This window comes from Streptomyces sp. NPDC051567, from assembly GCF_044454165.1.
Lineage (GTDB): Bacteria > Actinomycetota > Actinomycetes > Streptomycetales > Streptomycetaceae > Streptomyces.
In genome coordinates this window covers 34,594-50,571 of sequence record NZ_JBITDK010000019.1, presented here as the reverse complement: position 1 = coordinate 50,571, position 15,978 = coordinate 34,594, and the positions used below count along the sequence as shown (strand labels likewise).

Genomic DNA, 15,978 nt, shown 5'->3' with positions numbered 1-15,978 from the left:
GGGGGGCCGCCCGCCCGCCCCCCCCGGCGCGCCCCGCCCCCCGCCCCGGGGCCGCCCCCCCCCCCCCCCCGCGGGGGGCGGCCCCCCCCCCCCCCCCCCCCCCCCCGGCGCCCCCCCCCCCTCGACCGGCCCGGCCGGTCCTGGCTCGTCGGATGCGAGGCGCGGGCCTGTGTCAGCGGTCCTCGGGTTCGGCATGGGTAGCCGGAGCGGACGTGAGCCGCTCGGTCTCATCCTGTATTTCCGCGGCGATCTTCTTGAGTTCCGGCTCGAACTTGCGCCCGTGGTGGGCGCAGAAGAGCAGTTCACCGCCGCTCAGCAGGACGACGCGCAGATATGCCTGGGCGCCGCAACGGTCGCATCGGTCAGCGGCCGTCAGCGGGGTCGCGGGTGTCAGAACAGTAGTCACGTCGCCTCTTCTCTAGCTCGACGAGCTGTCGTACCAGGGTCAACATCCAACCAGGCCGAAAACGTTCCCGCTCGCGGCTTTTCCTCGAAACTTCCTTCCGAAGCTGGCCGGCTGTTGCCGGTTGGCGGCGAAGGAGCCGTATTGCGTTGCTTTACGGTTTCGCGTTGTCAGTCGTTCGCAGTCGGTCGCTTGTCGCAGTTCCATCCTCGCCGGCGTGAGTGCCGGGTTGTTCATGAGGACGTGCCCGAACCCTAAATGGTTCATGCCTGGAAGGGAACGTGATGTTTGCTTCACCCTCTTGGTGGATCGAACATCCGTGCGGATCTGGACTAGGCTGAGGAAGCCCCGAGGGTGGCGTTGCATCGGCTCTACCAGGCATCGGTACCCTTCGACCGGCAACCGAGCCACCCCTGCGCCCGACCGGGCCAGAAAAGAAATTCAGCGAGGAGCGAACTGCGTGACCGCCGACACGTCCGTGCCTTCCAGCGCGCTGCTGCCCGGAGCAGACCGGGACGGCTCCAACTACACCGCGCGGCACCTGCTCGTCCTCGAGGGCCTAGAGGCCGTACGCAAGCGCCCCGGCATGTATATCGGCTCCACCGACAGCCGGGGCCTCATGCACTGCCTCTGGGAGATCATCGACAATTCCGTCGACGAGGCCCTGGGCGGCTACTGCGACCACATCGAGGTGATCCTGCACGAGGACGCCTCCGTCGAGGTCCGGGACAACGGGCGCGGCATCCCCGTCGACGTCGAGCCCAAGACCGGCCTGTCCGGCGTCGAGGTCGTCCTGACCAAGCTGCACGCCGGCGGCAAGTTCGGCGGTGGTTCGTACGCGGCCTCCGGCGGTCTGCACGGAGTCGGCGCCTCCGTGGTCAACGCCCTCTCCGCCCGTCTGGACGTCGAGGTCGACCGCAACAGTGCGACGCACGCCATCAGCTTCCGGCGCGGCGTCCCCGGGGCCTTCGCCGAGCAGGGGCCCGACAGCCCCTTCGACCCCGCCAACGGGCTCCGCAAGGCCAAGCGGGTTCCCAAGGGCCGCACCGGGACCAGGGTCCGCTACTGGGCCGACCGCCAGATTTTCCTCAAGGACGCCCGGCTCAACCTGGAGAACCTTTACCAGCGCGCCCGCCAGACGGCCTTCCTCGTCCCCGGCCTGACCCTGGTCGTCCGCGACGAGCGGGGCATCGACGGGGCGGGCAAGACGGAGGAGACCTTCCGCTTCGACGGGGGCATCAGCGAGTTCTGCGAGTACCTCGCCCAGGACAAGGCCGTCTGCGACGTGCTGCGCCTGACCGGCACGGGCACCTTCAAGGAGACCGTCCCCGTCCTCGACGACCGCGGCCACATGACCCCCACCGAGGTCACCCGTGAACTCGGCGTGGACATCGCCCTGCGCTGGGGCACGGGGTACGAGTCCAACGTCAAGTCCTTCGTGAACATCATCGCCACCCCCAAGGGCGGTACCCACATCTCCGGCTTCGAGCGCTCCGTCGCCAAGACGGTGAACGAGGTGCTGCGCTCGGCGAAGCTGCTGCGCGTCGCCGAGGACGACGTGGTCAAGGACGACGCGATGGAGGGCATGACGGCCGTCGTCACCGTCCGCCTCGCCGAGCCGCAGTTCGAGGGCCAGACCAAGGAGGTCCTCGGCACCTCGGCTGCCACCCGGATCGTCGCCGCTGTGGTCGCCAAGGAACTCAAGGCGTTCCTGACCTCGGTCAAGCGCGACGACAAGCAGCAGGCCCGCGCGGTGATGGAGAAGATCGTCGCGGCTGCCCGGACCAGGATCGCGGCCCGCCAGCACAAGGAGGCGCAGCGTCGCAAGACCGCGCTGGAGACCTCCTCGCTGCCCGCCAAGCTGGCCGACTGCCGCAGTGACGACGTGGACCGCAGCGAGCTCTTCATCGTCGAGGGCGACTCCGCCCTCGGTACCGCCAAGCTCGCCCGGAACTCGGAGTTCCAGGCGCTCCTGCCGATCCGCGGCAAGATCCTCAATGTCCAGAAGTCGTCGGTCTCGGACATGCTCAAGAACACCGAGTGCGGTGCGATCATCCAGGTCATAGGAGCCGGTTCCGGCCGGACCTTCGATCTCGACGCCGCTCGCTACGGGAAGATCGTCCTGCTCGTGGACGCCGATGTGGACGGCGCGCACATCCGCTGCCTGCTGCTCACGCTCTTCCAGCGGTACATGCGGCCGATGGTCCAGGCGGGCCGGGTCTTCGCGGCGGTGCCGCCGCTCCACCGGATCGAGCTGGTCCAGCCGAAGAAGGGCCAGGACAAGTACGTCTACACGTATTCGGACAGCGAGCTGCGCCAGAAGCTGCTGGAGTACCAGCGCAAGAACATCCGCTACAAGGACTCGATCCAGCGCTACAAGGGTCTTGGCGAGATGGACGCGGACCAGCTGGCGGAGACCACCATGGACCCCCGCTTCCGCACCCTGCGCCGGATCAACATCGGCGACCTGGACTCGGCCGAGCAGGTCTTCGACCTGCTCATGGGCAATGAGGTGGCTCCGCGCAAGGAGTTCATCACCAGCTCCGCGGCGACCCTGGACCGCTCGCGCATCGACGCCTGACCCGGTCGCGGGCGGCGGGTGCCAGGTGTAGCGGTGCTCCGGGCGGCCGGCCTCGCCGTAACGCAGGGCGAGGGTGACCCGTCCGCTGCGGTCCAGGAGCTTCAGGTAGCGCTGGGCGGTCTGGCGGCTGATGCCCGCGCGGTCGGCGATCTGCTGGGTGGAGAGCGGGCCGTCGGCGGAGCGCAGCACCTGGCGGACCAGTTCCGCCGTGGTGGTGGAGTGCCCTTTGGGCAGCTCGTTCGGTGTCCGGGCGCTGGCCAGGGCGCCGAAGATCCGGTCCACCTGGTCCTGTTCCGCCTCGCCGCCGGTGTCCAGTGCGCGGCGCAGGCTCCCGTACGCCTCCAGCCGGGTGCGCAGGCCGGCGAAGGTGAAGGGTTTGACCAGGTACTGGAGTGCGCCGAGCCGCATGGCGGCCTGGACGGTGGCCAGGTCACGGGCGGCCGTGACCATGATCACGTCGGTGTGGTGGCCCAGCTGGCGCATCCGGCGGACCAGGTCCAGGCCGTTCTCGTCCGGCATGTAGTGGTCCAGCAGGACCAGGTCGATGGTCCGGGACTCCAGCAGCTCCAGGGCCTCGGCCGCCGAATGTGCCTGGGCCGTCACCTGGAAGCCGGGAACCTTCGCCACGTACGCCGCGTTGATCCGGGCAACACGCATGTCGTCATCGACGACCAATACGTGGATCGGGGTCTCGTTCACCGCAGGGCCTCCGGGAGTACGACGGAGAATTCCGCCCCTCCGTCCGCTGCTTCCCCGGCCCGTACCGTACCGCCCTGCCGTTCCGCGAGACGGCGGACGAGGGCGAGGCCCAGCCCGCGCTTGCGGTGGGCCTTGGGCTGCTTGGTCGACCAGCCTTCCGTGAAGATCTCCTCGCGGCGCGCGGCGGGGACCCCGGGGCCGCTGTCGCGCACCCGCAGGACGGCGGTGTGGCCCTTGGCCCGGATGTCGACCTCGACCAGGGGCGCGGCCGAGCCCGTGGCGGCGTCCAGGGCGTTGTCCACCAGGTTGCCGATGATGGTGACGAGGCCGCCCGGGTCCACGAGGCGGTCGGGGAGGAGGGTGGCCGGGGCCAGCCGCAGCGGGACGCCGCGTTCGGCCGCCACGGTCGCCTTGCCCACCAGGAGGGCGGCCACCAGGGGGTCGTGGACCTTCTCGGTGACCTGTTCGGCCGTGGTCCGGTGCACCCCGACGACCTCGGTGACGAACTCCACCGCTTCCTCGTGCAGGCCCAGCTCCAGGAGGCCGAGGAGGGTGTGGAGGCGGTTGGCGTGCTCGTGGTCCTGTGCGCGCAGGGCGTCGATCAGGCCCCGGGTGGAGTCCAGCTCGCGGCCCAGGCGCTCCAGCTCGGTGCGGTCGCGCAGCGTGGCGACGGCGCCGCCGTCCTCGGTGGGCATCCGGTTGGTGACCAGGACCCGGGAGCCCTGGACGGTGAGCAGGTCGTGGCCGGTGACCCGTCCGGTCAGGACGTCCGTGGTGCGGCCGGGGCCCAGGACGTCGTCCAGCGCGCGCCCGGCGACGGCGGCGGCCGAGTCCGGGGTGAGGCCCAGCAGCCGGGCGGCCTCGTCGTTGACGAGCCGGACGCGGCCGGCCCGGTCGAGGGCGATCACGCCTTCGCGGATGGAGTGCAGCATCGCCTCGCGCTCGGCGAGCAGGCCGGCGATGTCGGAGAAGGCCAGGTCCCGGGTCTGGCGCTGAATCCTGCGGGAGAGCAGGAAGGCGGCGAGCGCCCCCGCCGCGAGAGCGCCGCCCGCGTAGGCGAGGAGACCGGGGATGGCGCCGAGCAGCCGTTCGCGGACGCTGTCGTAGGCGATGCCGACGGAGACGGCGCCGACGATCTTCCCGTCGATGGTGAGGAGCGGGACCTTGCCGCGGGCGGAGCGGCCCAGGGTGCCCTGGTCGATCTCCATGACCTCATGGCCCGCGAGGGCGTCGCTCGGGTCGGTGGAGACGGGCAGCCCGATGAGGTCGGTGCTGGGGTGCGAGCGGCGGATGCCGTTCAGGTCGAGGACGACCACGTACTGGGCTCCGGTGGCCCGGCGAATCCGTTCGGCCGACGTCTGTACCGGGGTCCGCGCCGAGGGGCCGGAGGCCAGGAGCGCGGTGGCCAGGGACGGATCGGCGGCGGTGCTCTGGGCGATGGCCAGCGCGCGCCGCATGGCCTGGTCGTCCAGCTGGGCGCTGAGCGGGGCCAGGAAGAGTCCGGTGGCCAGCGCGACGACCCCGGCGGCTATGGCCAGCTGGGTCAGGAGGATCTGGGAGACGGCCCGTCTGGGCAGCCCCAGGCGCCGAGCACTCATGGGAAGGAACCGCATGAGGAGCAACGGTAGGTCGGCTTCGGCGTAAGCGGAATTTATCCGGTGCACGCAAGACGCTTGCGGGCGGTACGCGCAGCTTGCGGAGGTGTCGATGGACTGAGAGTGCGCCCTCCGCGGTGGTCCAGGGAACGGTTTAGCGCAAACTCTGGATGATCGGGCGTAAATCTCCGCTCGGTCCGGTGCGGATCGTCCATGTCAAGGGGCGGGAGCCTATGAGAAGGCACACCCGGCGGGGGTGGGCTCCGGCTGCTCCGATCAGGTGCGCTGCCACCGTTCCGAGTGCCGGCCGAGGCGGCGCGCCCCGGCGCTCCCGGGCGGCGGGTGTGCGTCGTGGACCAGACTCCACCGGACCGCAAGAAACTTGCACCACTTGCGTTATTCTTGCGCACATGACGCGACGACTTGCTCACGTGGCGAAGAAGGTGGGGGTCAGCGAGGCAACGGTCAGCCGGGTGCTCAACGGCAAGCCGGGAGTCTCGGAGGCGACCCGCCGCTCCGTGCTCACCGCCCTCGACGTGCTCGGTTACGAGCGCCCCAGCCAGCTGCGCGGCGAACGTGCCCGGCTGGTCGGACTGGTGCTGCCGGAGCTCCAGAACCCCGTCCTCCCGGCCTTCGCCGAGGCCATCGGCGGCGCCTTGGCCCAGCAGGGGCTGACCCCGGTGCTGTGCATCCAGAGCGCCGGCGGGGTTTCTGAGGCGGACCACGTCGACCTGCTGCTCCAGCAGCAGGTGTCCGGTGTCGTCTTCGTCGGCGGGCTCTTCGCGCACGCCGACGCCCCGCACGGGCACTACCGGCTGCTCTCCGAACGCAAGGTCCCGGTGGTACTCGTCAACGCCTCCGCCGAAGGCCTCGGCTTCCCATGCGTGGCCTGCGACGACGCCGTCGCGGTCGAACACGCCTGGCGCCACCTGGCCTCCCTCGGGCACGAGCGGATCGGCCTGGTACTGGGCCCGCCGGACCACGTCCCCTCGCTGCGCAAGCTGGTGGCCGCCCGCGCGGCGGCGGCCCTGACCGGCGCCAGGCTGCCCGAAGCCCATGTGGAACGGTCGCTGTTCTCCCTGGAGGGCGGCCACGCGGCCGCCTCCCGGCTGCTGGACCGCGGGATCACCGGGATCATCTGCGCGAGCGACCCCCTGGCGCTCGGGGCGGTACGGGCCGCCCGGCGCCGGGGTCTGGCCGTCCCCCGGGAGATCTCCGTGGTGGGCCACGACGACTCCGCGTTCATGAGCTGCACCGAGCCCCCGCTGACCACCGTCCGCCAGCCCGTCGAGGCCATGGGCCGGGCCGCGGTCGAACTGCTCACCGCGCAGATACAGGGGGCCGCCGTACCGCCGGGCGAGCTGCTCTTCGAGCCGGAGCTGGTGGTCCGCGGCTCCACCGCGCAGGCCCCCCGCGGGTAGCCCCGTACCCGCCCGGTCCGGACCGCTGTCGGGTTCTTGCGCGGTCCGCGCGGATGCCGTGCCCGCCGGGGGGCACGGCTGACTACGATCGTCCGGGTGAACAGCAGGCAGGCCATCCCCGTCGTCGTCCTCGCCGGATTCCTCGGCTCCGGCAAGACCACCGTCCTCAACCACCTCCTCGCCCACCGCGGCGGCACCCGGATCGGGGTCGTCGTCAACGACTTCGGGTCGATCGAGATCGACGCGATGTCCGTGGCCGGGCAGGTCGGCGACTCGATGGTCTCCCTCGGCGGCGGCTGCCTGTGCTGCGCCGTCGACGGCAGTGAGCTGGACGCGTACCTGGAGAAGCTCTCCGCCCCCGCCCAGCGCATCGATGTGATCGTCATCGAGGCGAGCGGCCTGGCCGAGCCCCAGGAGATGATCCGGATGCTGATGGCCAGTGAGAACCCGGCGATCCGCTACGGCGGCACGGTGCAGGTCGTGGACGCGGCCGAGTTCGACGCGACCCGCGCCGGACATCCGGAGACCGACCGGCACCTGGCCGTCGCGGACCTGGTGGTGCTGAACAAGACCGACCGGGTGGACGCCGTCGAGCGGGCCCGTATCGAGGACGTGCTCGACGGGCTCTCCGCTCCCGGCATCCCCGTCGTCGGCGTCGACCACGGCAGGATCGACCCCGAGCTGCTCTTCGACCGCCGCCCCTGGACGGAGACCCGCGGTCAGCTCTCCTTCGAGGACCTGCTCGCGCGGGCCGGGGACCACGGCGAGGGCGGGGGCGCCGACCACCGCGGGCACGCGCACGCCGCGTACGAGAGCGTCGAGTTCACCACCGGACAGGGCCTCTCCCCCCGCCGGTTCATCGACTTCCTCGACCGCAGGCCCGCCGGGCTCTACCGGATCAAGGGCTTCGTCCGGTTCGGCGTGCCCGGCCACGGCGAGCGCTACGAGGTCCACGCGGTCGGCCGCTTCCTGCGGTTCACCGTCGGCTCCTGGGCGCGGGACGAGCCCCGCCGCACGCAGCTGGTCCTGATCGGCTCCGGCATCGACGGCCCGGCGCTCCTGCGCGAGCTGGAGGCCTGCCGCGAACCGGACCCGCGGGAGGCGCGCCCCGAGAGCATGTGGGGCGTCCTGCGCTACGTGCCCCGCCGTGGGGGCGCGGACGAGGGGTGACGGCGCCGGAGTCGCGGTGGCCGCTCAGGCCACGTCGATGCCGTGCTCGCGCAACAGGTCCTCCAGGCCGCCCCGGTAGCCCTTGCCGCCGATCACGAAGTCCCAGTCGCCGTTGGCCCGGCGCCGGAACGAGCCGAGGACCAGGGCCGTCTCCCCGGCGCGGCCGTCCGAGACCTCCAGGCGGCCCAGTTCCTCCCCGGCCGGGTCCAGCAGCCGGACCTGCGCGTCGGTGAAACCGGCCAGGTCGGCGTCCGGGTTGACCTCCGGGTCGATCGCGGCGGCCAGGACCAGCCGGTCGGCGGCCACCGGCAGTGCGTCGAAGCCGACCTCCAGCGCCGCCTTGTCGGGCGCCGGGTGCGCCCGGGCCCGTACCGAACCGTCCGGGGTGCGCGGATTGTTGAAGAAGACGAAGTGGTCCTCGCTCAGCACCCGGCCGCCCGCGCAGACCAGCGCGCACACGTCCAGCGCGACCGACCCCGACCAGGACATGCCCAGGACATTGCGCCCGCCGCCGCCGCCGTCGTCGTTGCCGTCGTCCCCTTCGTTCCCGGCCGGGTCGGGCCCCGTCATGCGCTGGGCCGGGAGCGTCGGCGCCTCGGAACCGGAAGCCGCCCCCGTCGAAGCCTCAGAAGCACCGGACGCGCCGGAGCCGCCCAGCCGTCCCCGCAGCCCGTACTGGTGCAGCAGCTCCACGAGTTCGGCCCCGGGAACCAACTCCAGCGGCTTGCCGTTGGCAAAGGTGTACGACCCGGGTCCGAAGGACGAGGTGGTCACCAGCACCCCCTTGTTGGCCCCCGCGTCCTGGACCGTGCCGTACAGGTCCCGTACCGCCGTCGGCGGCACGGTGTTGCGGTAGCGCTTGACCTGCACCACGATCCGTCCGCCCCGGATCGGGGCCGGGTCCAGCGCCTCCACGTCGACCCCGCCGTCGCCCGACCGACGCGTGGTCACCGCCTCCATGCCCATCGCCCGGAACAGCTCGGCCACCAGGTTCTCGAAGGCGATGGGGTCCATCACGAAGAGGTCCGGCTCGTCCTGCCCGCCGTCCCCCCGGCCCGCCGCCGCGCCGCCGCCGTGGGTCACCACCCCGCCGCCGACCTCACCGGGCCGCCGACCGGCCCGGACCGGGGTGAGCTGGTCGGGGCGGGCCGACAACTGCCCCCGCAACCCGTCGACCAGGCAGTCCACCGCGCTCACCTGCGCCAGCCGCAGCTCCATGAACACGGGCCGCGCCACGAGCACACTGGCGAGCACGAGGTGGGCCCGGTGCCCCGTCACCGGATCGTGGTCGTCCACGAACCCGTTGACCACCACCGACTCCAGCGCGCCGAACTCGTCCGCCGCGTACAGCTCGCGCACCACCAGCAACACGCACTGCGCCAGCAGGTCCCGGTACAGGGCCCGCCGCTGCCCGGCCGGGCGGGCCGTCTCCTTGTCCTCGTCCGTGCCCGGCAGGTACCGGACGGACTTGACCGCGGGCACCACCTCGTACCGGGGCAGCTCCCAGTCGAGGACCAACTGCCGCGCCCCCGGGTCGTACGCGGCCGTGAGCTGCCGGGGAAGTTCCCGGGGCCAGGCCGTGGAGGCGTAGAGCGCGGCCGAGAAGTACTCCACCGCCGCCTCGGGGTCGCCCGTGCGCAGCGACCGCGCCAGCTCGGTGAGCCCGTCGTTGTGCGCGCGGATCGCGGCGAGCTGCCCGGCCGCCCAGGCGTCGTACTGCTCGCGGTAGGCCGCCAGTTGCCGCCGCCGCTGCGAATCGGCGGCGTGCGCGGCCTGCCACGCCTCGGTGTACCGGGCGTGCGCCTCCCGCTCGGCCCGTCCCCGCCCGCCCACCGACCAGCCGGACCGCGTCTGGAACTGCTCGATCCGGGGCATCTGCACGGGCTCCGCCAGGGCGCCGGGGGCGAAGGGTTCGAGTTGCTCGGGCCGGACCAGGGAGCCCGTCCGGAAGGCCGGAGCACGGCAGCCCGCGGCCAGCAGGCCCCGCAGGGTCTCCGTCTCCGCGTCGAGCCGCTCGGTGCGCCGGCGCGCCTGCGCCTCGCGCTGCTGCCGGTAGGCGGCCTGCTGTTCGCGCAGGCCCCGGGCCGTGTCCCGCTCCCAGGCCCGCCGGCGGCGTTCGGCCTCCCGCTGCTGGATCAGTTGTGTCTGCTGCTGTCGGCGCTGGGCCTCGGCCCAGTCCCCGATCGGTCCGCCCGGCCGACGACTCATCAGCTGTCTTCCCCCTGCCCCACCCGCCCGCGTCAACGGTGAAGACAGTAGTCGGCGGCCGGGGGACGAGGCCCCCCGGCCGCCGTACGTCCTACAGCGCGGCCCCGGCCAGTGCCGTGACGACGGAGGGCAGCGCGGCCCCCGAGCCGTCCCGGCGCGGGTCCACGGCCGGCAGCTCGGCCGGGGCGCCGTTCGCCCCCGCCGCGCGGACCGGCCGGGCCCCGGCCCAGGCCAGCACCAGCACGTCCTCGCCCTTCAGGAACCGCTGGCAGCGCACGCCGCCGGTGGCCCGGCCCTTGCGCGGGTACTGGTCGAACGGGGTCAGCTTCCCGGAGATCACCGAGTCGTCCAGCGTCCCCTGCGAGCCCGCGACCGTGAACACCACGGCGTCCCGGGCCGGGTCGACGGCCGAGAAGTGGATCACCTTGGCGTTCTCGGAGAGCTTGACGCCCGCCATCCCGCCCGCCGGGCGGCCCTGCGGGCGCACCTGGCCCGCCGGGTAGCGCAGCAGCTGGGCGTCGTCGGTGATGAAGACGAGGTCCTCCTCGCCCGTGCGCAGCTCCACCGCGCCGACGATCCGGTCACCGTCCTTGAGGGTGATGACCTCCAGCTCGTCCTTGTTGGCCGGGTAGTCCGGCACGACGCGCTTGACCACGCCCTGCTCGGTGCCCAGCGCGAGCCCCTGCGAGGACTCGTCCAGGGAGGTCAGACAGACCACCTTCTCGTCCGCCTCCAGCCCGGAGAGGAACTCCGCGACCGGGGCGCCGCCCGCCAGGTTCGGTGCCGCGTGGGTGTCCGGCAGCTGCGGCAGGTCGATGACCGACAGCCGCAGCAGCCGCCCGTACGAGGTGACCGCGCCCACATCGGCGCGGGCCGTCGCCGCGACCTGCGAGACGATCAGGTCGTGCCGGGCGCGGGCACCGTCCTCCTCCTCCGGCAGCGGCTCGCCGTTCGCCGTGCGCGCCAGCAGGCCCGTCGAGGAGAGCAGCACGCGGCACGGGTCGTCCGCGACCTCCAGCGGGACCGACGCCACCGCGGTCCCGGCCGACTCCAGCAGGACCGTGCGGCGCTCGGTGCCGAACTTCTTCGCCACCGCCGCCAGCTCCGAGGAGACCAGCTTGCGCAGCTCGGTGTCGGACTCCAGGATGCCCGTCAGCTCGTCGATCTCGCCGGTCAGCCGGTCCCGCTCGGACTCCAGCTCGATCCGGTCGAAGCGGGTGAGCCGGCGCAGCGGGGTGTCCAGGATGTACTGGGTCTGGACCTCGCTCAGCGAGAACCGCTCCATCAGCCGGGCCTTGGCCTGCGAGGAGTTCTCGCTGTCCCGGATGATCCGGATGACCTCGTCGATCCCGACGAGCGCCACCAGCAGGCCCTCGACCAGGTGCAGCCGGTCGCGGCGCTTGGTGCGGCGGAACTCGCTGCGGCGCCGGACTACCTCGAAGCGGTGGTCGAGGTAGACCTCCAGCAGCTCCTTGAGGCCCAGCGTCAGCGGCTGTCCGTCGACGAGCGCGACGTTGTTGATGCCGAAGGACTCCTCCATCGGCGTCAGTTTGTAGAGCTGCTCCAGCACGGCCTCCGGGTGGAAGCCGTTCTTGATCTCGATGACCAGACGCAGGCCGTGCGAGCGGTCGGTGAGGTCCTTGACGTCCGCGATGCCCTGGAGCTTCTTGGAGCCGACGAGGTCCTTGATCTTCGCGATGACCTTCTCGGGGCCGACCGTGAAGGGCAGTTCGGTGACGACCAGGCCCTTGCGGCGCGGTGTCACGTTCTCCACCGCCACCGTCGCGCGGATCCTGAAGGTGCCGCGGCCCTTCTCGTAGGCGTCCTTGATGCCCGAGAGGCCCACGATCCGGCCGCCGGTGGGCAGATCGGGACCCGGGACGAAGCGCATCAGCGCCTCCAGGTCCGCCCCCGGGTGGCGGATCAGGTGGCGGGCCGCCGCGATCACCTCGCCCAGGTTGTGCGGCGGCATGTTGGTGGCCATGCCGACCGCGATCCCGGACGCGCCGTTGACCAGCAGGTTCGGGTAGGCGGCGGGGAGCGCGACCGGCTCCTGCTCCTGGCCGTCGTAGTTTCCGGTGAAGTCGACGGTGTCCTCGTCGATCGACTCCGTCATCAGCGAGGCGGCGTCGGCCATCTTGCACTCGGTGTAACGCATCGCGGCCGGCGGGTCGTCGTTGCCGAGCGAACCGAAGTTGCCGTGGCCGTCGACCAGCGGCAGCCGCATCGAGAAGGGCTGGGCCATGCGTACGAGGGCGTCGTAGATCGACGCGTCACCGTGCGGGTGGAGCTTGCCCATGACCTCGCCCACGACACGGGCGCACTTCACGTAGCCGCGGTCGGGGCGCAGGCCCATCTCGTTCATCTGGTAGACGATGCGCCGGTGCACCGGCTTCAGGCCGTCCCGGGCGTCCGGCAGGGCACGGGAGTAGATCACCGAGTACGCGTACTCGAGGAAGGAGCCCTGCATTTCGTCGACGACGTCGATGTCGAGGATCTTCTCCTCGAAATCCTCCGGCGGCGGGGTCTTCGTGCTGCGGCGGGCCATCGCTGCGCGGCTCCTTAACCAAGAAAGGGATGTACGGGTGTCCTGCGGGTGTCCGAAGGGGGTTGACGCGGACCATTGTGGCCCGAGGCTCGGACAACGCCGACTCCGACCCAGGTGTGACCCGGGAACTTCTCCGGCGGCCGACGCGCTTGCATACAGTGGCAGGTCTGACAGAAATCTCTGCATCGCGATCGAAGGGACCACATGCCCATGGGTCACACGGCCACAGCTCAGGCCGGCTCCGGCGGCCTGACAGCGACCGAGCACCGGCTGGCCAACGGCCTGCGCGTGGTGCTCTCCGAGGACCACCTGACCCCGGTCGCCGCGGTCTGCCTCTGGTACGACGTCGGCTCGCGCCATGAAGTCAAGGGGCGCACCGGCCTGGCTCACCTCTTCGAGCACCTGATGTTCCAGGGCTCGGCGAGCGTACCGGGCAACGGGCACTTCGAGCTGGTCCAGGGGGCCGGCGGTTCCCTCAACGGCACCACGAGCTTCGAGCGCACCAACTATTTCGAGACGATGCCGACCCATCAGCTGGAGCTGGCGCTCTGGCTGGAGGCGGACCGGATGGGTTCGCTGCTGACCGCCCTGGACGACGAGTCCATGGAGAACCAGCGCGACGTCGTCAAGAACGAGCGCCGCCAGCGGTACGACAACGTCCCGTACGGCACGGCGTTCGAGAAGCTGACCGCCCTCGCGTACCCCGAGGGCCACCCGTACCACCACACCCCGATCGGCTCCATGGCCGATCTGGACGCCGCCTCCCTCCAGGACGCGCGCGAGTTCTTCCGTACGTACTACGCGCCCAACAACGCGGTGCTGTCGGTCGTCGGCGACATCGACCCCGAGCAGACGCTCGCCTGGGTCGAGAAGTACTTCGCCACCATCCCCGCGCACGACGGCAAGCAGCCGCCGCGCGACGGTGCGCTGCCCGAGACCATCGGCGGCGAGCTCCGCGAGGTGCTGGTCGAGGAGGTCCCGGCGCGGGCGCTGATGGCCGCCTACCGGCTGCCGCACGACGGCACCCGCGAGTGCGACGCCGCCGACGTGGCGCTGACCGTCCTGGGCAGCGGCGAGTCCTCCCGGCTCCACAACCGCCTGGTACGCCGTGACCAGACGGCCGTGGCGGCCGGTTTCGGCATGCTGCGCCTGGCCGGGGCGCCCTCGCTGGGCTGGCTGGACGTCAAGACCTCCGGCGGGGTCGAGGTGCCCGACATCGAGGCGGCCGTGGACGAGGAGCTCGCGCGGTTCGCCGCCGAGGGCCCGACGGCCGAGGAGATGGAGCGCGCCCAGGCGCAGCTGGAGCGCGAGTGGCTGGACCGGCTGAGCACGGTGGCCGGCCGCGCCGACGAACTGTGCCGCTTCGCGGTGCTCTTCGGGGACCCGCAGCTGGCGCTCACCGCCGTGCGGCGCGTCCTCGACATCACCGCCGAGGAGGTGCAGGCCGTGGCCGCGGCCCGGCTGCGCCCGGACAACCGCGCGGTGCTCGTGTACGAGCCGCTGCCGGACACCGGGGCCGACGGGGCCGACGATCACGCCGATCACGCCGATCACGCAGGGAACGACGAGAACGAGGGGGCGGAGCAGTGACCGACACCGCAGCCGTCACGATGACCTTCCACCCGCGCCCGCAGGCGGGCGCACCGCAGCCGTGGGCCTTCCCGGCCCCCGAGCGGGGCACGCTGTCCAACGGCCTGACCCTGCTGCGCTGTCACCGGCCGGGCCAGCAGGTGGTGGCGGTCGAGATCAACCTCGCCGCCCCGCTGGACGCCGAGCCCGAGGGCCTGGACGGGGTGGCGACCCTCATGGCCCGCGCGCTGTTCGAGGGCACCGACAAGCACTCCGCCGAGGAGTTCGCGGCCGAGCTGGAGCGCTGCGGCGCCACGCTCGACGCACACGCCGACCACCCCGGCATCCGGGTCTCCCTGGAGGTCCCGGCCTCCCGCCTGCACAAGGCGCTGGGCCTGCTCGCCGAGGCGCTGCGCGCCCCCGCCTTCGCCGACTCCGAGGTCGACCGGCTGGTGCGCAACCGGCTCGACGAGATCCCGCACGAGCTGGCCAACCCGCAGCGCCGCGCCGCCAAGGAGCTCTCCAAGGAACTCTTCCCGGCCTCCCTGCGGATCTCCCGCCCGCGCCAGGGCACCGAGGAGACGGTGGCCCGCGTCGACTCCGGGGCCGTGCGCGCCTTCTACGAGGCCCACGTGCGCCCCGCCACGGCCACCGCGGTGGTCGTCGGCGACCTGACCGGCATCGACCTGGACGCCGTCCTCGCGGACACCCTGTCCACCTGGACCGGCGACACCGCCGAGCCGCGGCCGGTCCCGCCGATCACGGCGGACGACACCGGCCGGGTGGTCGTCGTCGACCGGCCCGGCGCGGTCCAGACGCAGCTGCTGATCGGCCGGATCGGGGCGGACCGGCACGACCGGGTCTGGGCCCCGCAGGTGCTCGGCACGTACTGCCTGGGCGGCACCCTGACCTCCCGTCTGGACAAGGTGCTGCGCGAGGAGAAGGGGTACACGTACGGCGTGCGCGCCTTCGGCCAGGTGCTGCGCTCCACCGCCGACGGCAAGGGCGCCTCGATGCTCGCCATCAGCGGCTCGGTGGACACCCCCCACACCGGCCCGGCGCTGGAGGACCTCTGGAAGGTGCTGCGCACCCTCGCCCAGGAGGGCCTGACCGACGCCGAGCGGGACGTGGCGGTGCAGAACCTGGTGGGCGTGGCCCCGCTGAAGTTCGAGACGGCGGCCTCCGTCGCGGGCACCCTCGCGGACCAGGTCGAGCAGGAGCTGCCGGACGACTACCAGGCGCAGTTGTACGCGCGGCTGGCCGGGACCGGCACGGTGGAGGCGACGTCGGCGGTCGTGAACGCCTTCCCCGTGGACCGGCTGGTCACGGTCCTGGTGGGCGACGCGGCGCTGATCGAGGAGCCCGTGCGGGCCCTCGGGATCGGTGACGTGACGGTCGTCACCAACTGAACCGGGCGGCCCGGCCGGACGGCCGGGCGGGAGGGCTCCGACGGATTGTCCGCCGGGGCCCTCTTTGCCTGTTTGGTGGGGACGTTGCTCGTATGTGATGTGACGTACGCAACAAAAAGGCTCGCGTGTTTGGCGATCGGCTGATGATCCGCCTAGCGTCAGCCGTGCTGTCCGTCATTTGTGCCCGCCGCACCGGCGGCACCGGGCAGCGATCGCCGAGTCCCCGTCAGGCGCGAGCCTGGGGAGCCGGGGACCCACATCAGTCCCTGGGGTGAATCGGACCGCCTCGCAAGAGGAGGTCCGTAGGAGACCTTCCTGCTCCGAACCCGTCAGCTAACCCGGTAGGCGAGAAGGAAGGAAAGGATCAATCCCTTC

General features: G+C 72.0%; 9 protein-coding genes, 1 pseudogene and 1 riboswitch. Of the genes and pseudogenes, 5 read left to right on the top strand and 5 right to left on the bottom strand.

Annotated elements, in window-relative coordinates; genetic code table 11:
• Positions 1-172: 172 nt before the first annotated feature.
• Complete coding sequence (locus ACIA5F_RS20910) at positions 173-406, bottom strand: hypothetical protein (protein WP_399355076.1); 234 nt, start codon at positions 404-406, stop codon at positions 173-175.
• 457 nt (positions 407-863) lie between these two features.
• Between ACIA5F_RS20910 and ACIA5F_RS20905 the strand changes: the two genes are divergently transcribed.
• On the top strand, positions 864-2,984 hold the full coding sequence (locus tag ACIA5F_RS20905; RefSeq protein ID WP_399355074.1) for a type IIA DNA topoisomerase subunit B: 2,121 nt from the start codon (positions 864-866) through the stop codon (positions 2,982-2,984).
• A gap of 21 nt (positions 2,985-3,005) precedes the next feature.
• Here ACIA5F_RS20905 and ACIA5F_RS20900 read toward each other — a convergent pair.
• Positions 3,006-3,641, bottom strand: a pseudogene (locus ACIA5F_RS20900) (response regulator); the annotation flags it as partial.
• A 38-nt stretch (positions 3,642-3,679) separates the two neighbouring features.
• Positions 3,680-5,281: an ATP-binding protein gene (locus ACIA5F_RS20895; protein WP_399355072.1), complete on the bottom strand. Its 1,602-nt coding sequence runs from the start codon at positions 5,279-5,281 to the stop codon at positions 3,680-3,682.
• A 407-nt stretch (positions 5,282-5,688) separates the two neighbouring features.
• Between ACIA5F_RS20895 and ACIA5F_RS20890 the strand changes: the two genes are divergently transcribed.
• Positions 5,689-6,699, top strand: coding sequence for a LacI family DNA-binding transcriptional regulator (locus ACIA5F_RS20890; RefSeq protein WP_399355070.1), 1,011 nt, complete (start codon positions 5,689-5,691; stop codon positions 6,697-6,699).
• 96 nt (positions 6,700-6,795) lie between these two features.
• Entirely contained in the window at positions 6,796-7,869 is a 1,074-nt protein-coding gene (locus ACIA5F_RS20885; RefSeq protein WP_399355068.1) for a CobW family GTP-binding protein, read from the top strand.
• A 24-nt stretch (positions 7,870-7,893) separates the two neighbouring features.
• Here the strand turns inward: ACIA5F_RS20885 and ACIA5F_RS20880 are convergent, their stop codons facing one another.
• Together ACIA5F_RS20880 and ACIA5F_RS20875 are read right to left on the bottom strand one after the other, a co-directional pair.
• Positions 7,894-10,077 carry a restriction endonuclease gene (locus tag ACIA5F_RS20880; protein ID WP_399355066.1) on the bottom strand — a complete coding sequence of 728 codons (2,184 nt, stop codon included), beginning with the start codon at positions 10,075-10,077 and terminating at the stop codon, positions 7,894-7,896.
• Between the two features lie 91 nt (positions 10,078-10,168).
• On the bottom strand, positions 10,169-12,625 hold the full coding sequence (locus tag ACIA5F_RS20875) for a DNA topoisomerase (ATP-hydrolyzing) subunit A (RefSeq protein ID WP_399355064.1): 2,457 nt from the start codon (positions 12,623-12,625) through the stop codon (positions 10,169-10,171).
• Between the two features lie 210 nt (positions 12,626-12,835).
• Between ACIA5F_RS20875 and ACIA5F_RS20870 the strand changes: the two genes are divergently transcribed.
• Positions 12,836-14,215, top strand: coding sequence for a M16 family metallopeptidase (locus ACIA5F_RS20870; RefSeq protein ID WP_399355183.1), 1,380 nt, complete (start codon positions 12,836-12,838; stop codon positions 14,213-14,215).
• Complete coding sequence (locus ACIA5F_RS20865; protein ID WP_399355062.1) at positions 14,212-15,603, top strand: M16 family metallopeptidase; 1,392 nt, start codon at positions 14,212-14,214, stop codon at positions 15,601-15,603. Before ACIA5F_RS20870 ends, ACIA5F_RS20865 begins: the two co-directional genes overlap by 4 nt.
• 203 nt (positions 15,604-15,806) lie before the next feature.
• Positions 15,807-15,966, top strand: a riboswitch (cyclic di-AMP (ydaO/yuaA leader).
• The last annotated feature ends 12 nt before the right edge of the window (positions 15,967-15,978 follow it).